The following is a 19,157-nucleotide window of genomic DNA, read 5'->3' as shown; positions in this document are numbered from 1 at the left end:
AGTCTCACGCCCGCGGCGTGCGGGCAGGCACGACAGGCACCGAACTGTGGACAATCGCGAGCGACGCCCCCGCCGGGGAGGAAGCCGCAGAGGCAGGGAGCAGGGAGCAGGGGGCAGAGGAGCCGGCGGAGAGACCGCCGGCTCCGGATGTCAGCCGCCGAGCGCCTTGAGCCAGCCCTTGCGCGCCTCGAGCGCTTCGGTGGCCTTGGCGATGGCCCCGGCGTTCTTGGACGCCTTCGCCTTCTCGAGATCGGCCTCGAGACCCGCGATCGCGTCGCGCAGCTGCTGCGTCATGTCGTTCTGACGCGCCTTCGTCTCGGGGTTGTTCGACTTCCAGTCGGCGTCTTCGCGCGCCTTGAGGCTCTGCTCGATCTTGCGGAGGTCGTCGTCGAGGCCCCGCTCGGCCTCGCGGGGGAACACGCGTCCGATCTCGTCCCAGCGGCGCTGGATGCCCGTCAGGAGCGTGCGGGCCTTCACCAGGTCCTTCTCCTGCGGCACCGCGGCCGCCTCGGCGAGCAGCTCGCGCTTGGCGTCGATCTTCTCGCGCGAGGCTTCGGCGTCGGCCTGCTCGCGGTCGCTGCGCGCGGCGTAGAGGGCGTCACCGGCCGCCTTGAAGCGGGCCCACAGGGCGTCGTCCGCCTTCTTGCCCGCGCGGCCCGCGCTCTTCCACTCGTCCAGCAGCGTGCGGTACGCGCCGATGCCGTCCTCACCCTTGCTGGCGAGGGCCTCGGCCCGCTCGACGAGCCGCGCCTTGGCGTCGCGCGCGGTGCGGTGCTGCTCGTCCATGCCGGCGTAGAACTCACGACGGTGCTTGTCGAGAACCGCACGCGCGTCGCGGAATCGCTTCCACAGCTGCTGGCCCGTGCTCTTGGGAAGGCGCGGCCCGGTGGCCTGGTGCGCCTGCCACTGCGCGAAGAGCTCGCCCACCTCGGCGGTCGTCTGCTTCCACTGGATCGACTTCGGATCGCGGGCGGCGATGGCCTCGATGCGCTCGACGAGAGCGGTCCGCTCGGCGATCGCGGCATCCACCGCTTCGCGCTGGGCCTGGGCCTCCTCCGCGGACGCCTCGCTGAGCGCGGCATCCAGGGCGGAGAGGCGTTCTTCCAGCGCCGCGAGGTCGCCCACCGCGGCCGCGCCGGTCACACGCTCGCGAACGGTCGCGAGGGTGGCCCGCAGATCGGATGCCGAGGCGCCGCCGTTGCGGTGGCGCACCTCGAGCAGGGTGACCTCGCCGGCGAGGTCGACGTACTTGCGCTCGAAGTAGGCGAGCGCCTCCGCGGGCGTGCCGTCCGGGTACTGGCCGACGACGCGCCACTCATCGCCCTCGCGCACCGAGACGGTGCCGTCGTCGTCGACGCGGCCGAACGTGTCGGGCACGGCCGACGGCAGGGGAGCGACGGCCGCCCGACGCGCCGGCGGGCGCGGCACGGGAACGGCTCGCGGCGTCGGCACGGGAGCCGCACCGGCGTCCGCCGCGGGCGCGGGGTCGGCGGCGGGTTCTTCGACGGGAGCCGACTCCACCGGCGCCTCGTCGGAGGGCACCTCGTCGACGGGCGCGGGCGCGGTCGGAGCGTCGGCGTCCACGCCGTCGTCGGCGAGCACGGGTTCCTCGACGGCGGCCTGCTCTGCGGGCTCGTGGTCGGGCTGGGAAGGGGAGACGTCAGTCACGGATAGCACCTCGTCGCGGCGCACGCCGCATGGGGGTTCGGTCGGCTTACAGCCTATATGCGCGACCCCGTCGTCCGTGGTGGGCGCACGCACCCGCCGGACCCGGGGCCGGACGCGTCAGGGAGTGGGGGTCGGCGTCGGGATCTGCGACGACCCGGGCAGCTCGATCGGAGTCGGCGCGGGGGTGCCGGTGTCGGTGGGAACCGGCGTCGGGGCGCCCGGGCCCGTCGTGTAGTAGGCGACCTGGCCGCCGACGACCGCGAGGATCAACAGACCGCCGGCGACTCCGGCGATGAGGTTGTCGCGGCGGCGACGCGCGATCAGGCCCTCATGGAACTCCTGGCGCGCACGGTAGGCGCGCGCCCGCTCCTTCTCGACGCGCGATTGCTTCTTCCCTGTCGCCGCAGCCACCCGGACCTCCCTCGTTCCCCGCGATCCGGGGGCGCACAAACACTACGCGAAGACTACGTGTCGGCCGTTCCCGCCCACAAACGGCGCCGTCGGGTCCCCGTCGGCGACCCCGGCGTCGGGGGGCGCGGATAGCCTGGGTGCGTGGCATCGGCATCCGCTCTCTTCCAGGGTCAGACCCCGTTGGCCGTTCGGATGCGCCCCACGTCGCTCGACGAGGTCGCCGGGCAGGCGCACCTGCTGCGCCCGGGGTCGCCCCTGGTCGCGCTCGCGGATCCGTCCGGCGCGGCCAAGACCGCCGTCTCGGTGATCCTGTGGGGACCGCCGGGCACGGGCAAGACCACGCTCGCGCAGGCCATCGCGCGCACCTCGGGGCGCCGCTTCGTCGAGCTGTCGGCGGTGACGGCGGGCGTGAAGGACGTGCGCGAGGTCATGCAGGAGGCCATGACCCAGCGCGACCTCTACGGGATCTCGACGATCCTGTTCCTCGACGAGATCCACCGGTTCACCAAGGCGCAGCAGGACGCGCTGCTTCCCGGCGTCGAGAACGGCTGGGTCATCCTCATCGCGGCCACGACCGAGAACCCGTCGTTCTCGGTCATCTCGCCGCTGCTGTCGCGCTCGCTGCTGCTGACGCTGCAGCCGCTGACCGACGACGATCTGGGCCTGCTCCTGGACCGCGCCGTCGACGACGCGCGCGGGCTCGCCGGCCGCGTCCGGCTCGACGCGGAGGCGCGGACGGCCCTCATCCAGCTCGCGTCGGGCGACGCCCGCCGGGCGCTGACGTCGCTGGAGGCGGCGGCCGCGATGGTCGCCGACGGCGACGAGACGGCAGACGAGTCCGAGGTCGAGGCGCCGACCGTCACCGCCGCTCAGGTCGCCCAGGCCGTCGATCGCGCCCTGCTGCGCTACGACCGGCAGGGCGACGAGCACTACGACGTCATCAGCGCGTTCATCAAGTCCATCCGCGGATCCGACGTGGATGCCGCGATGCACTACCTCGCGCGCATGATCGAGGCCGGTGAGGACCCGCGCTTCATCGCGCGGCGCCTGGTGATCTCGGCATCCGAGGACATCGGGCTCGCCGACCCTCAGGCGCTCGTCATCGCCGTCGCGGCCGCCGACGCCGTGGCGTTCATCGGCATGCCCGAGGGCAGGATCCCGCTCGCGGAGGCGACCGCCTACCTCGCGACGACGGCGAAGTCGAATGCCGCGTACACGGCGATCGACAAGGCGATCGCCGACGTCCGCGCGGGCGGCTTCGGCCGCGTCCCCACCCACCTTCGCGATGCCCACTACCCGGGCGCCAAGCGCCTCGGCCACGGCAAGGGGTACGTCTATCCGCACGACCTCGAGGTCGGTGTGGCGACGCAGCAGTACCTGCCCGACGAGCTCCGCGGCCGTCACTACTACGAGCCGACGGGACGCGGGCTCGAGCGCGACATCGCGGCCCGCGTCGAGAAGATCAGGAAGATCCTCGGCGACTGACGCGGCCGCCCCGGTGCGAGGATCGGATGATGGACGACGACAGCGCAGCAACCCCCTGGGTCCGCCTCGGCCACGAGACCGTCTACGACGGCTACACCACGGTGCGCCGTGACACCTACCGTCTTCCCGACGGCTCCGTCTCGGACTGGGACGTCCTCGTGCAGGGCGACACGGTCGCGGTGATCGCGGTGACGGACGCGGGCCGTGCGCTGCTGTTCGAACAGTTCCGCGTCGGCCCGCGCATGCCCGTGCGGGAGCTTCCGGGCGGCCTCATCGATCCCGGTGAGGACCCGGTCACCGCAGCGGCGCGGGAGCTGCGGGAGGAGACCGGCCACCGCGCGGCGGCCCTGTTCCACGCCGGCTCGGAGTGGTCGGGCGCCAACTCGACGCGGCGCAAGCACGTCGTGATCGCCGCCGGATGCCGCCGCGTCGGCGAACCGCGATGGGAGACGGGCGAGACGGGCACCGTCCTCACCGTCACCCTCGACGCCCTCATCGCCCACCTGTTGTCGGGAGACCTGAGCGACGCGGGGGAGGCGGTGCGGGGCCTGCAGGTCTTCCTGCGATCCGACCTCGACGATCCGACCCTCCGCGACCTGCAGGGCGTCGTCGGCTCGGCGTGGACGGGGCGCGACGGCGCCGCGGTCGGTGCGGCGACGGCGACGGCGACGGCGACGGCGGCGAATCCGGCGGCAGCGGAGGACGACCTCGACCGCTTCTGGGAGCACGTCGACCTCGAGCGACCGGAGCGGGCCCGCGCCGAGCTGGCCGCGATCCTGGCCGCCCGCGGGCAGGACGACGCCCGCGCGAGCTACGAACGCGCCTCTCTGCACGATTCCCTCGGAGAGGAGCGGGAGGCGATCCCGCTCTATCGCGACGCCCTCGGCCGGGGACTGGCGAGCCCGCACCGCACACGCGCGGTCATCCAGCTGGCCAGCTCCCTGCGAAACGTCGGCGAATCCTCGGCCGCCATCGCCCTTCTGCAGGGCGTCGCCGACGACGACCCCCTCATCGACGCCGCCCGCGCCTTCCTCTCGCTCGCGCTGTTCTCCGACGAGAAGCCGGCGCGCGCGCTGACCACCGCCCTCACCACCCTCGCTCCGCGACTGCCGCGCTATCAGCGCGCGGTCCGCGCGTATGCGGCAGAGCTGAGCGCACCCGATCGCGTCCGCGCCATCGCCGTCGGGCTCGTCGTGCACGACGGTCGCGTGCTGCTCGAGTCGTACCCCGCGAACGACCGGCACGGCGAGTTCCTCCGAGCTCCGGGCGGCGGAATCGCCTTCGGCGAGCCGGCCGCGGCGGCACTCGCCCGCGAGTTCGCGGAGGAGCTCGACGCCGTGCTCGACGACGTCGAGGCGCTCGGCGTCACCGAGAACATCTTCGATGGCCCCGCCGGACGCGGCCACGAGATCGTGCACGTCTTCCGGGTGCGCTCGCGCACGCTCAGCGCCCTCCCCGTCGACGGGCGGATCGCGGTCCGCGACAGCCACACGAGCGTCGGCTGGTACGACATCGCCGCCGCGGCGCGGGACACGACACGGCCCGTCTACCCCGTCGGCATCCTCGACCTGCTCGGCTGACCCGCGCGCCCCGGCGCGCACGGGCGATGTGCCAGGCTGGCGGGGTGTCGGCTCTGCTTCTCGGTGTCCTGGCGGTCGCGCTGCTCAACGTCTACGCCGCCGTGCTCGTCGTGCTGCGAGCCCGCGTGTACGCCGTGCGGCTGTACCGGCCGATGCTCGTGAACATCGGCCTGTCCTTCCTGCCGGTGCTGTTGGCGATCGTCTTCGGGGTCGGCTTCCTGCTGCTGACACCCGTGTTCGGCCGCGCGGCGCAGGTGGTCGACGGCGGCGGCACGGTCGCGATCTGGGTCTACCTCGTCATCGCGACCGCCGTCTGGCTGCTGTTCTTCCCGAACTCGGTCTACCTCATCACGGAGCTGAACTTCAGCCACCGCGGGCGGGCGACTCCCGTCCCGCTCTGGTACGACATCGTCCAGACGCTGGCGCTGACGCTGTCGGGCATCGCGAACGCCGTCCTCAGCCTGGCGGTCGTCCAGACGATGGTCGTCCTGCTGCTCGATCCGGCGGACCGGCGCATTCCCGGCGGGAGCTGGGTGTTCGCCGGGGTCGTGATCGTGCTCGGCGCCGTCGGGGTCTACCTCGGCCGCTACCTGCGGTTCAACAGCTGGGACGTGCGCCATCCCACCTCGATGATCCGCAAGCTCACCGGGCACCTCCGCCTGCGCGGGAAGGCGCTGGAGGCCTTCGGTTTCGTCCTGACGCACGCGCTGCTGATCGCGCTCCTGTACGTGCCGCTGTTCGCGCTGGGCTGGTCCGCGCTCAGCGGGGGAGCGCTCTGATAGGCTTGAGGGGCTCGAAACCGGTTTTCGGGCATCCCCTCTCTTCTTGACCGACCTTCCGGCATGCCCCGGCGTGCAGTCCGGACAGGGCGAGGAGAGGCGATACGTCCGCGAGGCGCGACAGTCGCGTCCGCGTAACGAAAGGAACACTTCGTGGCTACGAAGTCCCAGGACCGCCGCAAGGTGCGTCTGTCGCGTGCCCTCGGCATCGCGCTGACCCCCAAGGCAGCCAAGTACCTCGAGAAGCGCCCGTACGCCCCCGGCGAGCACGGCCGCACCAAGCGCAAGCAGGACAGCGACTTCGCCGTCCGTCTGCGCGAGAAGCAGCGTCTGCGCGAGCAGTACGGCATCCGCGAGAAGCAGATGCGCAACACGTTCAACGAGGCCCGCCGCAAGGACGGCCTGACCGGTGAGAACCTGGTCGAGCTGCTCGAGATGCGCCTCGACGCCCTCGTGCTGCGTGCCGGCTTCGCCCGCACCACCGCGCAGGCCCGTCAGCTCGTCGTGCACCGCCACATCCTCGTGGACGGCCAGCTCGTCGACCGCCCGTCGTTCCGTGTGAAGCCGGGTCAGCTCATCCACGTCAAGCCGAAGAGCGAGTCGCTGGAGCCCTTCCAGGTCGCCGCGCTCGGTGGCCACGCCGAGGTCCTGCCCCCCGTTCCGGGCTACCTCGAGGTCGAGCTCGACAAGCTCCAGGCGCGTCTCGTGCGTCGCCCCAAGCGCGCCGAGGTCCCCGTGACCGGTGACGTGCAGCTCGTCGTCGAGTACTACGCCGCGCGCTGAGCCGTTTCGACTCGCGGCATCCGCTCAGCGATCGGATGCCGCCCGAAGGGCGTCGGGGTTCCCCCGGCGCCCTTCGTCGTCCCCGCGCCCATCCGGATCACCCGTGCACCTAACATGGAACCCATGAAGAGCGTGCTGTGGTTCGTCGTCGGACTCGCGGGGGGCTTCGTCGCCGCCCACCTGGTGAACAAGGATCCGCGCGGCCACGAGGTGCTCGCGGAGGTCGATGCCCGCATCACCGAGTTCACCGACCGCATCGGCGAGGCCTATCGCGCCCAGGAGGCGAAGATCGACGGCATCGCCGAGAACGTCAAGGATGCCGCAGCCCACGCCGTGGAGGCCGCGAAGGATGCCGCCTCCAGCGCCGTCGACGCCGCGGCCGACGCCGTCGAGAACGCCGACTGACCCACCCCGCATCGTCCCCGTGCGGGACCGCCCGATCCCGCACGCCCGTGCTCTGCCGAGGAACCCACAGATGAAGACCGCCGAGATCGCCCAGCGCTACCTGGACTACTTCGAGAAGAACGGGCACACGATCGTGCCCTCGGCATCCCTGGTCACCGACGACCCGGCGCTGCTGTTCACCGTGGCCGGCATGGTGCCGTTCATCCCGTACCTGTCCGGCGACGTGCCGGCGCCCTACGCGCGCGCGGCCGACAACCAGAAGTGCATCCGCACGAACGACATCGAAGAGGTCGGCAAGACGCCGCGCCACGGCACGTTCTTCCAGATGCTCGGCAACTGGTCGTTCGGCGACTACTTCAAGGAAGGCGCGATCCGCTACGCGTGGGAGCTGCTGACCACGGCGGAGGAGGAGGGCGGCCTCGGCTTCGACCCGAAGGACCTCTGGGTCACCGTCTACGAGGAGGACGACGAGGCGCACGACCTGTGGCTGCGCCTCACCGACCTGCCCGAGGAGCGCATCCAGCGCCTCGGCAAGGACACGAACTACTGGTCGACCGGTCTTCCCGGCCCCGCCGGTCCGTGCTCGGAGATCTTCTTCGACCGCGGTCCCGCCTACGGCATCGACGGGGGCCCGGCCACCGATGACGACCGCTACGTCGAGATCTGGAACCTCGTGTTCATGCAGTACGAGATCACCGACGTGCGCAGCAAGTACGACTTCACGATCGTCGGCGAGCTGCCGAACAAGAACATCGACACCGGCATGGGGCTCGAGCGCATCGCGTTCCTCAAGCAGGGCGTCGACAACATGTACGAGACCGATCAGGTGCGCCCGGTGCTCGACGCCGCGGTCGCCCTCTCCGGAAAGGCGTACGGCGCGAACCACGAGGACGACGTGCGCTTCCGCGTCGTCGCCGACCACGTGCGCTCGTCGCTGATGCTGCTGAGCGACGGCGTCACGCCCGCCAACGAGGGCCGCGGCTACATCCTGCGTCGCCTCATGCGCCGCGTCATCCGCTCGATGCGGCTGCTGGGCGTGGACGGCCCGACCTTCGAGATCCTCTTCGCCGCGTCGCGCGACGCGATGAAGGAGGCGTACCCGGTCGTGGGCATCGACTACGACCGTCTCGTCGCCTACGCCCTCGCCGAGGAGGCGACGTTCCTGCGCACGCTCGCGGCGGGCTCCGAGAACCTCGACGCCTCGATCGCCGCGGCCAAGGATGCCGGCGCCACCGCGATCGGCGGCGCGGAGGCGTTCCTCCTGCACGACACGTACGGGTTCCCGATCGATCTGACGATGGAGATCGTGGAGGAGGCGGGCCTGTCCGTCGACCGCGACGCGTTCGACTCGCTGATGCACGAGCAGCGCGCCCGCGCGAAGGCCGACGCCCGCTCGCGCAAGCGTCAGCTCGCCGACACGAGCGTGTACCGCGACTTCCGCGCGCACGGCGAGACGGTCTTCACCGGCTACACGGAGTGGGAGACCCCGTCGACCGTGCTCGGCCTGCTCGTCGACGGCGCTCCCGCCCAGCGCGCGCTGCAGGGCCAGATCGCCGAGGTGATCCTCGCCGAGACCTCGCTGTACGCCGAGAGCGGCGGCCAGGTCGCCGACAAGGGCGTCATCGTCGGCCCGGGCTACGAGCTCGAGGTGCTCGATGTGCAGCGTCCCGTCCCGGGTCTCGTGAGCCACACGGTCGAGGTCACCTCCGGCGAGGTCGGCGTCGGGCAGCCGGCGACGAGCGTCGTGGACGCCGTCAACCGTCGCGCCGCGCAGCAGGCCCACTCGGCGACCCACCTCGTGCACGCGGCCCTGCGCGACACCCTCGGCAGGTCCGCGACGCAGGCCGGATCGCTGAACCGCGCCGGTTACATGCGCTTCGACTTCTCGTGGGGCCAGACCCTGTCGGAGGCGACGAAGACGGAGATCGAGGAGATCGCGAACAACGCCGTGCGGGACAACCTGCAGGTGACCACGCGCGTGCTTCCCCTCGACGAGGCGAAGGCCGCCGGCGCGATGGCGCTGTTCGGCGAGAAGTACGGCGACACCGTGCGCATGGTGGACATCGGCGGCCCGTGGTCGCGTGAGCTGTGCGGCGGCACGCACGTCGCGTCCAGCGCCGAGATCGGTCTGATCAACCTCGTGGGGGAGTCCTCGGTGGGGGCGTCGACGCGCCGCGTCGAGGCCCTGGTCGGGCTGGACGCCTTCCGCGAGCTGGCGGCCGAGCGCGCCATCGTGTCGCAGCTGACCAGCTCGCTGAAGACGCCGAAGGATCAGCTCGCCGCCCGCGTCGCGGATCTCGCCGCGAGTCTCAAGGCCGCCGAGAAGCGCATCGCCCAGTTCGAGGCGAAGGCGCTGGAGAGCCGCCTGCCCGAGTTGGCGGCGACGGCGCAGCAGATCGGGGCCTACCGTGTCGTCGCGCAGACGCTCGGCACGGCGGCATCCGCCGACGATGTGCGTACGCTCGCGCTGCAGATCCGCGAACGGGTCGGGGCCGGAGCCGTCGTGGCGCTCGGCGCCGACGTCGGCGGACGGCCGATCGTGATCGTCGCCACCGACGATGCGGCCCGCGGCGCCGGTGCGAAGGCCGGCGTGCTCGCCAAGACCGCCGCCGGCGTGCTCGGCGGCGGCGGGGGAGGCCGCGATGACGTCGCCCAGGGCGGCGGGACGGAGGTGAGCGCCCTTCCGAGCGCGCTCACCGCCCTCACCCGCGCGCTGGAGACCCCGGGCGCGTGAGCGGATTCCGCCCGGGCGTGCGCCTCGGCATCGACGTCGGGAAGGCGCGCGTCGGGGTGGCGCGGTGCGACCGCGACGGTCTGCTGGCCGTCCCGGTCGAGACGGTCGCGCGCACGGACGCCGCCGTGGCGCGCATCGTCGAGCTCGCCGAGGAGTACTCCGCCATGGAGCTGCTGGTGGGACTGCCGATCAGCCTCGCGGGCGGGGACACCGCGTCCACCGCGGACGCGCGGGAGTTCGCGGCGGCGCTGCGCGCGGCATCCGGGATCGACGTGCGACTGGTGGACGAGCGGCTCAGCACGGTGACCGCCCACGCGGCCCTGCGCAGCGCCGGGCGCTCTCAGCGTTCGTCTCGTAGGATTGTCGACCAAGTCGCCGCGGTGGTCCTGCTGCAGCAGGCGATCGATGTCGAGAAGAGCACCGGTGCCCCCGCCGGCGCCGCCGTGCCCGATCTGCAGGAGCCCGTCTGATGCCCGAAACCCCGCCGAACGACGATGAGTTCGCGGACCTGTTCAGCAAACTCCCGACGCCGCGGAGCGCGGCGCCGTCGTCCGGTGCTCCCGGGGGCTCCGAGACCCGTGCGAGCGACCGACCCCGCACCGAGGAGCCGCCGGCCGTCCCGCCGTCGCGCCGCGCCGCCCGGGAAGCGGCCGCGGCGGGCGCCGCGACCTCCCCGGTCGCGAACGTGCCCGCCGCCGCGGCCGAGCCGCCCGCCGACCTCGCCGCGAGCGCGCCGCCCGTGTCGGCGCGCAGGGGGGAGCCGGCCGGCCCCGTCGCCGCAGCCGATGCCGCCGGCGAGGGCGCCGTCGACGCACCGGAGCGCCGCGAGGAGCCGCCGTCGGAGCACCACCAGCTCGCCGCGCTGTTCCAGGCCGAAGAGCACGCCGAACGCGAGCGTGTGAAGCAGCACGACCGGGACCGCCGCAAGAGCCGCATCGCCGGCTGGGTGATCTTCGGCGTGATCCTCGCCATCGTCGGCGGGATCGCCGGCGGCGGCTTCTACGTGTGGAACACGTACGAGGACAAGATCCGCTCGTTCATGGGCTGGGAGGAGCCGAAGGACTACGAGGACGGCATCGCGGAGGGCGACGCGACGGTGACCATCGTCAGCGGCGACACCGGCTCGACGATCTCCACGACGCTCTTCCAGGCCGGGGTCACGAAGACCGACGGCGCGTTCTACGACTACCTCATCAAGACCGGCCAGAACCCGACCTTCCAGCCCGGCGTCTACGCGCTGAAGCAGAAGATGTCGTCCGCGGCGGCCCTGAAGGCCCTGGAGGATCCGGCCAGTCGTCGGGAGAACACGGCGCAGCTGCCCGAAGGCCTCACCATGGAGTCGACCCTCACGCGGCTCGCGGACGGCACCGGCATCCCGCTCGCCGATCTGCAGGCCGCCGCCGCCGACCCGTCGCAGTACGGCGTCGCGGCGACGACGCTGGAGGGCTGGCTGTTCCCGGCGACCTACACCTTCGACCCCGGCACGAGTGCGCAGCAGGTGATCAAGACCCTCGTGGACCGCACGGTCTCGTCGCTGGATGCCGCCGGCGTGCCCGTCGACCAGCGTGAGCGCATCCTGACGGTCGCCTCGATCATCCAGCGCGAAGCGCGGTTCACCGCCGACTTCTACAAGGTGTCGCGCGTCATCGAGAACCGCCTGGACCCGGACAACGAGGAGACCCACGGCCTCCTGCAGATGGACTCCACCGCGCAGTACGGCTACAACGAGATCAACAAGGGCACGGCCAGCTCCTCGGCCGAGGCCCTCGCCAACGACAACCCGTGGAACACCTACCTCCACCCGGGACTGCCGGTGGGGCCCATCGCGAACCCGGGCGACCTCGCGATCGACGCCGCCATGCACCCCGCCGACGGCCCCTGGCTGTACTTCGTGACCGTCAACCTGGAGACGGGCGAGACCGTGTTCAGCACGACCTACGCCGAGCATGAGAAGGCCGTCGCCCAGTGGCAGCAGTGGTGCGCCGCCAACGCCAGTGACGACTGCTGACGCCTCGACCGCCTCCGCGGTGCTGCCCTCGGGCACCGCTCTGGAGGTGTGGGGCGACCCCATCGACCACAGCCTGTCGCCGCGGCTGCATCGCGCCGCGTACGCGCGGCTCGGCCTCGACTGGACCTACGGTCGGCGGCGCGTGGCCGCGGCCGACCTCCGCACCGTTCTGGACGGCCTGCCGCCCGCTTTCCGCGGACTGTCGCTGACCTTCCCGCTGAAGGCCGAGGCGTTCGCCGCGGCCACCCGCCGCGACCGCACCGCGACGCTCACCGGTGCCGTCAACACGCTCGTGCTCACCGAAAGGGACCGGGTCGGGTTCAACACCGACGTCGGCGGCATCGTCGCGGACGTGCGCGCGCAGGGCGTCGACGGCGTGGAACGGGCGCGCATCGTCGGCGCCGGCGCGACGGCGACATCCGCCCTCGTCGCCTTGGCCCAGCTGGGCGCGCAGACGGTCGAGGTCGTCGCGCGGCGCCCCGAGGCGGCCGCCGCCCTCCTCGAGCTGGGCGCGCGCCTGTCGGTGCGGGTGACGACGGCCCCGACGGATGCCGAGGCCCCGGCATCCGTGGATCTCACCGTCTCGACGCTGCCGGGCGGCACCACCCTCGCCGACGAGACCTGCCGCCGCCTGGCCGCCGGCGGCGGGCTCCTCTACGACGTCGTCTACGGGCACTGGCCCACCGATCTCGCCCGGGCGTGGGAGGACGCCGGCGCTCCCGCCGTCGACGGGCGCGGGATGCTGCTGCACCAGGCGGTGCTGCAGATCCGGGCGTTCCTGACGGGGGATCCGGAAGTGCCGCTCGCCGACGAGGTTGCCGTCGTGGACGTCATGGCCCGCGCGCTCGTGGGAGACTAGGCGAATGCTCCGCGTGCTCACGGCCGGCGAATCGCACGGCCCCGAACTCGTCGCCTTCATGGAGGGACTGCCCGCCGGCGTCCCCGTCTCGCGCGCCGCCATCCAGGCCGATCTCGCGCGCCGCAAGCTCGGCTACGGCCGCGGCTCGCGGATGAAGTTCGAAGAGGACGAACTCACCATCTCGTCCGGCGTCCGACACGGCTTCAGCATGGGAAGCCCGATCGCCCTGCGCATCGGCAACACCGAGTGGCCGAAGTGGACCGAGGTCATGAGCGCGGAGCCCGTCGAGCTGACGGAGAAGTCCCGCGGCCGCGGGGCCGCTCTCACCCGGCCGCGCCCCGGACACGCCGACCTCGTCGGCATGCAGAAGTACGGTTTCGACGAAGCCCGCCCGATCCTGGAGCGCGCCAGCGCCCGCGAGACCGCGGCGCGCGTCGCCCTCGGTGCGATCGCCCGGGGTTTCCTCGGCGAGCTCGGCATCCGTCTCGTGAGTCACACCCTCTCGATCGGTCCCGTGCAGGTGCCCTCCGACGCGGCGCTGCCGACCCCCGACGACGTCGAGGCGCTCGACGCCGATCCGCTGCGGTGCTTCGACCCCGCGACGTCGGCGCGGATGGTGGCCGAGGTGGATGCCGCGAAGAAGGACGGCGACACGCTCGGCGGCATCGTGGAGGTGCTCGCGTACGGGCTGCCGCCCGGCCTCGGTTCGCACGTGCAGTGGGACCGCCGCCTCGACGGCCGGCTCGCGCAGGCCCTCATGAGCATCCAGGCCATCAAGGGCGTCGAGGTGGGCGACGGCTTCGAGACCACGCGCCGGCGCGGGTCGGCCGCTCACGACGAGCTGTTCGCGGCGTCGGAGGGCATCACGCGCGCCTCCGACAAGGCGGGCGGCACCGAGGGCGGCATGTCCACCGGCACCGTCCTGCGCGTACGCGCCGGGATGAAGCCGATCGCGACCGTCCCGCACGCTCTGCGCACGATCGACGTCGCGACCGGCGAGGCCGCGACGGCCCACCACCAGCGCTCCGACGTGTGCGCGGTGCCCGCGGCCGGCGTGGTCGCCGAGGCGATGGTGGCCATCGTGCTCGCGGAGGCGGTGCTGGAGAAGTTCGGCGGCGACAGCGTCGCCGAGACGCGGCGGAACCTCGAGGGCTACCTCGCCGCCATCCCGGGCACCCTGCAGACGGCGTCGGACAGCGACGACGCCCTGTCGCTCGGATGACGGGGCGCGCACTCGTCCTGATCGGGCCGATGGGAGCCGGCAAGACGAGCGTCGGCCGCCGCGTCGCGAGGGCCCTGGATCGACCGTTCACCGACACCGACAAGATCGTCGTCCGCGATCACGGGGCGATCGCCGACCTGTTCACCACGCACGGCGAGGCGCACTTCCGCTCCGTCGAGCGCCTCGCGGTGCAGGAGGCCCTCGCCGTCGGCGGCGTGGTCGCCCTCGGCGGCGGGTCGGTCCTCGACCCCGCCACCCGCGATGACCTCCGACGGCACGACGTCGTGCTGCTGACCGTCCAACCGCACATCATCGCCTCGCGCATCGGGGGCGGTGCGCGCCCGCTCCTGGCCGGCGAAGACCCCGTGGCGCGCTGGACCCGCATCTTCGATGAGCGGCGCCCCGTGTACGAGCAGGTCGCCGACATCACCTTCGACACCTCGACCGGACCCCTCGCCGATGTCGTGGCCGGCATCGTCGACTGGGTGCACGCAGACGCCCGGCGTCAGGAGGACTCATGAGCGAGAACACCGTCATCACCGTCGCGGGAGATCAGCCCTACGACATCACGATCGGCCGCGACATCCTTCCCCTCGTCGGCTCGGCGCTGCCCGAGACGGCCCGCAAGGTGCTCGTGATCCACCCGCCGACCCTGGCGGCGCAGGCGGCGCAGCTGCGAGAGCTGCTGATGACGACCGAGCGTCAGGTGCTCCTGGCCGAGATCCCCGATGCCGAGTCCGGCAAGCGGGTCGAGGTCGCGGCCTTCTGCTGGCAGGTGATGGGACAGGCCGACTTCACCCGCACCGACGCCGTCGTCGGCTTCGGCGGCGGCGCGGTCACCGATCTCGCCGGGTTCGTGGCCGCCACCTGGCTGCGCGGCGTGGCGGTCGTCCAGGTGCCCACCACCGTGCTCGGCATGGTCGACGCCGCCGTGGGCGGCAAGACCGGGATCAACACCGCGGAGGGCAAGAACCTCGTCGGGGCGTTCTGGCCGCCGCGCGCCGTCGTCTGCGATCTGGCGATGCTCGACTCGCTGAGCCGCAACGAGCGGGTGGCCGGTTTCGCCGAGGTCGTCAAGGCGGGGTTCATCTGGTACCCGGAGATCCTCGACCTGATCGAGGCCGACCCCGACGCCGCCGTCGACCCGCAGTCGCCCGCCTTCCGCCGCTGCATCGAGCTGGCCATCGAGATGAAGGCTCGCGTCGTGGGGGAGGACCTGCGCGAGGCGGGGCTTCGGGAGGTGCTCAACTACGGGCACACGCTGGGTCACGCGATCGAGCACGCCGAGCGGTACCAATGGCGCCACGGCGCCGCCATCTCGGTGGGGATGCTGTTCGCCGCCGAGCTGTCGCGGCTGGCGGGGCGTCTCTCGGACGACGCCGCCGCCCGGCACCGCCGCATCCTCGAGCTGCTGGGCCTGCCCACCTCCTACCGCTCGGGAGCATGGAAGCAGCTGCTGGCGACGATGCAGCGCGACAAGAAGACGCGGGGCGCGATGCTCCGTTTCATCGTGCTCGACGACATCGCCAAGCCGACGGTCCTCCAGGCACCGGACGAGTCGCTGCTCTTCGCCGCCTATCAGGACGTCGCGGAGTGACGGACGAGCCGGACGTCCGCCGCGTGCGGATGCCGGAATGGCGCCAGGTGCGCGACCTGCGGATCGAGGCCGTCGGCGATCCCGCGGCATCCATCGCGTTCCTGACCACCATCGAGCAGGAGCGAGCGCGCGACGAGTCCTTCTGGCGTGAGCGGGCCGCGGGCGCCGCGATCGGCGCGGATGCGGCGCAGTTCATCGCCGACGACGGCGGCCGGTGGGTCGGAACGGTCACGGTGCTCCTGCGGGAGCCGGGGGCATCGGATCATCTCGATCGCGCCGTGACGGCGTCGCGAGCGGACCTCGTGGGCGTCTACGTCGCGCCCTCGCACCGGGGGACGGGGCTGCTCGGGCGACTCGTCGACGCCGCCCACGACTGGGCCCTCGACCGCGGTGCCGAGGCGCTGACCCTCGACGTGCACGTCGACAACGCCCGCGCGCAGGCCGCTTACCGCCGGCTCGGCTTCGTGCCGACGGGGGAGACGTTCTCGAGCGCGATCGGTGCCGAGATCGTGATGCGGCGCCCCCGCCCCTGAGCGGCACACGGCCGGACGCCGCGCCCCGGCGAGGGGACGCGGCGTACGGCCGTTCCGGCGCGTCAGGCCGAGACGCTCTCCCTCGTCCGCACGGTCGTGCGCGGGAGGCCCAGCTGCGCGGTCGGGACGCTGCGGGTCTCGCGCGCCGTCGCCGCGCTGACGATGGCGATGAGGGCGATCACGGCGGTGAAGATGCTGATGACGACCCACCCGCCGGGTGCGACGCCGCCCAGCGCGGTGACGATCGAGGGAGCGAATCCGGTCATGAGGAAGCCGAGCTGCGTGCCGATCGCCATTCCGGAGAAGCGCACCCGCGTCGAGAACATCTCGCCGTAGAACGACGGCCACACCGCGTTGGCCGCCGCGTAGCCGAACGAGAAGGTCAGCACGGCGAGCACGAGGGTGAGGAAGGTGTTGCCGCTGCTCATCGAGAGCATGTAGAAGGGCATCAGCGCCGCCGACGCGGCCGCGCCGTAGATGAAGACGGGCTTGCGTCCGTAGCGGTCGGCGAGGGTACCGAAGATGGGCTGCGTGCCGAGCGCGACGACGTTGGCGATGACGACGAGCCAGAGGGTCAGGCTCTCCGCCAGTCCCACCTGCTTGCCGTAGGCCAGGGCGAGGTTGCCGAAGACCGTCGAGACGGCGGCGATGAAGGCGCAGAAGATCACGCGCAGGACGTCGCGCCAGTGATCGCGCAGCAACGGGATCAGGGGCAGACGGGCGATCTTGCCCTCCGCCTTCGCGTCCTCGAACTCGGGGGTCTCGTGAAGGGAGCGGCGGATGACGTAGGCGACCACGACGACGACGGCGCTCAGCCAGAAGGGGATGCGCCAGCCCCAGCTGAACTTGAGCTCGTCGGGCATGGCGACCACCGGGATGAAGATCAGCGCCGCGAGGATCTGCCCGCCCTGTGTGCCGGTCAGCGTCCAGGAGGTGAAGAACGAGCGTCGGTCGTCGGGTGCGTGCTCGAGGGTCAGCGACGACGCGCCGGCCTGCTCGCCGGCGGCGGACAGTCCCTGCAGGAGCCGGCACAGCACGAGCAGGGCCGGGGCGGCCCAGCCGATCTGTGCGAAGCCGGGGAGGCAGCCGATGATGAACGTCGATGCCCCCATGAGGATGAGCGTGAACATCAGCACCTTCTGGCGGCCGATGCGGTCGCCGAAGTGGCCGAGGATGACCGCGCCGAACGGACGCGCGATTTAGGCGAACCCGAACGTGGCGAACGACATCACCAGCACGGCCTGGTCACCGCTGGGGAAGAACACGGTGGGGAAGATCAGCGCGGCGGCGGAGCCGAACAGGAAGAAGTCGTAGTACTCGACGGCGCTGCCCATGAAAGAGGCCACGGCGGCTCTGACAGGGGTCTTCCGCGCCATTGCGGATTCGGACATCGGTGGTTCTCCTTCGAAGGGGACGTGAGCGCCGGACTCGGGTCAGCGGGTGAGCACGTCGTGGTCGGCGGCCACGAGAGCGTGGAAGTGGGCGGACATCCGATCGGCGTCGGGCCGGATGCCGGTGATCAGCTCGAAGGCGTCGACGGCCTGGAACACGGCCATCCGTCCGCCGTCGAGCGTCGGGGCACCGAGAGCGCGCGCGGCCCGCAGCAGCGCCGTCTCATAGGGGCGGTAGACGATGTCGGCGACCCAGAGGGTGGGCCGCAGGAGCGCCGCGTCGACGGGCATCCCGGGGTGTTCGGCCATCCCCGTGGGCGTGCAGTGGACCAGTCCGTCCGCCGCGGCCAGCAGGACGGCCAGCTCGTCGGCGGCACCGACGGCGACGCGCTCGACTCCGTGGCGCGACCGCAGATCGTCGACCAGTTCCGCCGCGCGACGGCCGTCGATGTCGACCACGATCAGTCGACCGACGCCACCGCGCAGGAGCGCATCGGCGACCGCCGACCCCGCACCGCCGGCACCGAGCTGCACGACGCGGTCGGTCGCGACGCCGGGGAGGCCGGACACGAACCCGGCGGCGAAGCCGGTCGTGTCGGTGTTGTGGCCGATACGGCCCTCCGGCGTGAACAGCACGGTGTTGACGGCACCGAGCGCCGCGGCCAGCGGGTCGACGTGGTCGAGGTGGTCCAGGACGAGCCGCTTGCACGGATGCGTGATGTTGAGGGCGTCGTAGCCGAGGCGCTCCGCCCACGTGAGGATGTCGCCGATTGCGGTGGGGGACAGGCCGAGCGCCGTGATGTCGAGGGGGCGGTAGACGTACTCGAGACCGAGCTCGCGTGCGGCCGCCATGTGCATCGGCGGCGTGAGCGAGGGCGTGACCCCGCTGCCGACGAGTCCCACGAGATAGGGACGCCGAGCGGTGTGGGTGACGATCACGGGTGTACTCCTTTGTACGCTCCGGTCTATGTACTAACCGGTACGTTCAGAGTGAACCACGGCAATTCCACGACGTCAAGGATCGGCCGGGAAAAACCCCGGCCATCCTCGCGCTCAGCGCGCGGCGAGCCAGGAGACGACGACGTCGCCGATGAGCGCGCGCAGGTGCGCACTGCGGTCGTCGAAGTCCATGTCGAACAGGTAGCCGAAGGTGTGACGGTTGGCCACCTGGAACACGCAGTAGGCGCTGATGACCAGGTGCACGTCGATCGCGTCGACATCGGACCGCAGGACGCCGTCGGCGCGCCCGCGCTCCAAGATGTCGTCGAGCAGCGTCTTGGCCGGCTGGGAGAGGGAGCGCAGCGCCTCGATGCGGCGGATGAACGCTCCACGATGGATGTTCTCGATCGAGACCAGACGGATGAAGTCGTCGTGGGTGACGTGATAGTCGAACGTCAGCTCCGCCAGCTCCCGGATCGCCGCGAGGGGATCGGTGTGGGCCAGGTCGATCCCGCGCTCCGCATCACGGATGCCGCGATACGCGTTCTCGAGCACCGCGAGATACAGGCCCTCCTTGCTGCCGAAGTAGTAGTAGATCATCCGCTTCGTCGTGCGGGTGCGCTCCGCGATGTCGTCGACACGCGCACCCGAGTAGCCGTCCTGCGCGAACACCTCCGTCGCCACCGCGAGCAGCTCCGCCCGGGTGCGTTCCGCGTCGCGCTGCTGGACCACCATCCGCTCAGGATATCGACGGGCGAGACCG

Annotated in this window: 17 protein-coding genes and 1 pseudogene; 13 read left to right on the top strand and 5 right to left on the bottom strand. The window is 71.9% G+C overall.

All coding sequences use genetic code 11. The annotated features are described in order from the left end of the window. Window positions 1-150: 150 nt before the first annotated feature. Window positions 151-1,668: a DUF349 domain-containing protein gene (locus tag AC6CQV_RS05870; RefSeq protein WP_498260503.1), complete on the bottom strand. Its 1,518-nt coding sequence runs from the start codon at window positions 1,666-1,668 to the stop codon at window positions 151-153. Window positions 1,669-1,785: 117 nt separating this feature from the next. Continuing rightward, a complete protein-coding gene (locus AC6CQV_RS05865; RefSeq protein ID WP_101306387.1) occupies window positions 1,786-2,079 on the bottom strand; it encodes a dioxygenase in 294 nt (97 codons plus the stop codon). Window positions 2,080-2,271: 192 nt separating this feature from the next. Here AC6CQV_RS05865 and AC6CQV_RS05860 point away from each other — a divergent pair, with 192 nt between their 5' ends. The 13 genes from AC6CQV_RS05860 to AC6CQV_RS05800 all read left to right on the top strand — a co-directional run bounded on the left by AC6CQV_RS05860 (window position 2,272) and on the right by AC6CQV_RS05800 (window position 16,064). Continuing rightward, a complete protein-coding gene (locus tag AC6CQV_RS05860; RefSeq protein WP_061781829.1) occupies window positions 2,272-3,564 on the top strand; it encodes a replication-associated recombination protein A in 1,293 nt (430 codons plus the stop codon). 29 nt (window positions 3,565-3,593) lie between these two features. Beyond that, a complete protein-coding gene (locus tag AC6CQV_RS05855) occupies window positions 3,594-5,144 on the top strand; it encodes a tetratricopeptide repeat protein (RefSeq protein ID WP_498260502.1) in 1,551 nt (516 codons plus the stop codon). Between the two features lie 44 nt (window positions 5,145-5,188). Further along, window positions 5,189-5,923, top strand: a complete 735-nt coding sequence (locus AC6CQV_RS05850; RefSeq protein ID WP_101306388.1) for a DUF1361 domain-containing protein — start codon at window positions 5,189-5,191, stop codon at window positions 5,921-5,923. 153 nt (window positions 5,924-6,076) lie between these two features. Then, complete coding sequence (rpsD, locus tag AC6CQV_RS05845; protein WP_060959594.1) at window positions 6,077-6,706, top strand: 30S ribosomal protein S4; 630 nt, start codon at window positions 6,077-6,079, stop codon at window positions 6,704-6,706. Between the two features lie 123 nt (window positions 6,707-6,829). Beyond that, window positions 6,830-7,111 (top strand): ATPase, encoded by a 282-nt coding sequence (locus tag AC6CQV_RS05840; protein ID WP_223848932.1) that lies wholly within the window; start codon window positions 6,830-6,832, stop codon window positions 7,109-7,111. Window positions 7,112-7,181: 70 nt separating this feature from the next. Beyond that, on the top strand, window positions 7,182-9,845 hold the full coding sequence (gene alaS, locus AC6CQV_RS05835) for an alanine--tRNA ligase (protein WP_498260501.1): 2,664 nt from the start codon (window positions 7,182-7,184) through the stop codon (window positions 9,843-9,845). Next, window positions 9,842-10,315: a Holliday junction resolvase RuvX gene (gene ruvX, locus AC6CQV_RS05830; protein WP_101306390.1), complete on the top strand. Its 474-nt coding sequence runs from the start codon at window positions 9,842-9,844 to the stop codon at window positions 10,313-10,315. Before alaS ends, ruvX begins: the two co-directional genes overlap by 4 nt. Then, complete coding sequence (gene mltG, locus AC6CQV_RS05825) at window positions 10,315-11,853, top strand: endolytic transglycosylase MltG (protein WP_498260500.1); 1,539 nt, start codon at window positions 10,315-10,317, stop codon at window positions 11,851-11,853. Before ruvX ends, mltG begins: the two co-directional genes overlap by 1 nt. Then, a complete protein-coding gene (locus tag AC6CQV_RS05820; protein ID WP_232783905.1) occupies window positions 11,840-12,712 on the top strand; it encodes a shikimate dehydrogenase family protein in 873 nt (290 codons plus the stop codon). The genes mltG and AC6CQV_RS05820 overlap by 14 nt, the downstream gene beginning before the upstream one ends. 4 nt (window positions 12,713-12,716) lie before the next feature. Continuing rightward, on the top strand, window positions 12,717-13,934 hold the full coding sequence (gene aroC, locus AC6CQV_RS05815; RefSeq protein ID WP_060958594.1) for a chorismate synthase: 1,218 nt from the start codon (window positions 12,717-12,719) through the stop codon (window positions 13,932-13,934). Continuing rightward, on the top strand, window positions 13,931-14,455 hold the full coding sequence (locus AC6CQV_RS05810; protein WP_060958595.1) for a shikimate kinase: 525 nt from the start codon (window positions 13,931-13,933) through the stop codon (window positions 14,453-14,455). The genes aroC and AC6CQV_RS05810 overlap by 4 nt, the downstream gene beginning before the upstream one ends. After that, on the top strand, window positions 14,452-15,531 hold the full coding sequence (gene aroB / locus AC6CQV_RS05805) for a 3-dehydroquinate synthase (protein WP_060958596.1): 1,080 nt from the start codon (window positions 14,452-14,454) through the stop codon (window positions 15,529-15,531). The genes AC6CQV_RS05810 and aroB overlap by 4 nt, the downstream gene beginning before the upstream one ends. Continuing rightward, on the top strand, window positions 15,528-16,064 hold the full coding sequence (locus tag AC6CQV_RS05800) for a GNAT family N-acetyltransferase (RefSeq protein WP_498260499.1): 537 nt from the start codon (window positions 15,528-15,530) through the stop codon (window positions 16,062-16,064). Before aroB ends, AC6CQV_RS05800 begins: the two co-directional genes overlap by 4 nt. Window positions 16,065-16,126: 62 nt before the next feature. On the opposite strand, the pseudogene AC6CQV_RS05795 reads toward AC6CQV_RS05800, so the two are convergent. The 3 genes and pseudogenes from AC6CQV_RS05795 to AC6CQV_RS05785 form a co-directional block, all read right to left on the bottom strand. Next, a pseudogene (locus AC6CQV_RS05795) lies at window positions 16,127-17,455 on the bottom strand (MFS transporter). A gap of 42 nt (window positions 17,456-17,497) precedes the next feature. Further along, complete coding sequence (locus AC6CQV_RS05790; protein WP_498260498.1) at window positions 17,498-18,394, bottom strand: shikimate dehydrogenase; 897 nt, start codon at window positions 18,392-18,394, stop codon at window positions 17,498-17,500. 114 nt (window positions 18,395-18,508) lie between these two features. Then, the gene (locus tag AC6CQV_RS05785; RefSeq protein WP_060958600.1) at window positions 18,509-19,129 is read right to left on the bottom strand and encodes a TetR/AcrR family transcriptional regulator; all 621 of its coding nucleotides are present in this window, start codon (window positions 19,127-19,129) and stop codon (window positions 18,509-18,511) included. Window positions 19,130-19,157 lie beyond the last annotated feature (28 nt).

Source organism: Microbacterium sp. EG9 (assembly GCF_059759475.1).
The sequence above is the reverse complement of the archived record's forward strand: the minus strand, read 5'-3'. Positions and strand labels throughout refer to the sequence as shown.

Bases quoted from the DNA above. Each gene is read 5' to 3' on its own strand.
- AC6CQV_RS05855 (WP_498260502.1), top strand. From the start codon at position 3,594: ATGGACGACGACAGCGCAGCAACCCCCTGGGTCCGCCTCGGCCACGAG.
- mltG (WP_498260500.1), top strand. From the start codon at position 10,315: ATGCCCGAAACCCCGCCGAACGACGATGAGTTCGCGGACCTGTTCAGC.
- AC6CQV_RS05860 (WP_061781829.1), top strand. From the start codon at position 2,272: ATGCGCCCCACGTCGCTCGACGAGGTCGCCGGGCAGGCGCACCTGCTG.
- AC6CQV_RS05840 (WP_223848932.1), top strand. From the start codon at position 6,830: ATGAAGAGCGTGCTGTGGTTCGTCGTCGGACTCGCGGGGGGCTTCGTC.
- AC6CQV_RS05810 (WP_060958595.1), top strand. From the start codon at position 13,931: ATGACGGGGCGCGCACTCGTCCTGATCGGGCCGATGGGAGCCGGCAAG.
- AC6CQV_RS05785 (WP_060958600.1), bottom strand. From the start codon at position 19,129: ATGGTGGTCCAGCAGCGCGACGCGGAACGCACCCGGGCGGAGCTGCTC.
- alaS (WP_498260501.1), top strand. From the start codon at position 7,182: ATGAAGACCGCCGAGATCGCCCAGCGCTACCTGGACTACTTCGAGAAG.
- aroC (WP_060958594.1), top strand. From the start codon at position 12,717: ATGCTCCGCGTGCTCACGGCCGGCGAATCGCACGGCCCCGAACTCGTC.
- aroB (WP_060958596.1), top strand. From the start codon at position 14,452: ATGAGCGAGAACACCGTCATCACCGTCGCGGGAGATCAGCCCTACGAC.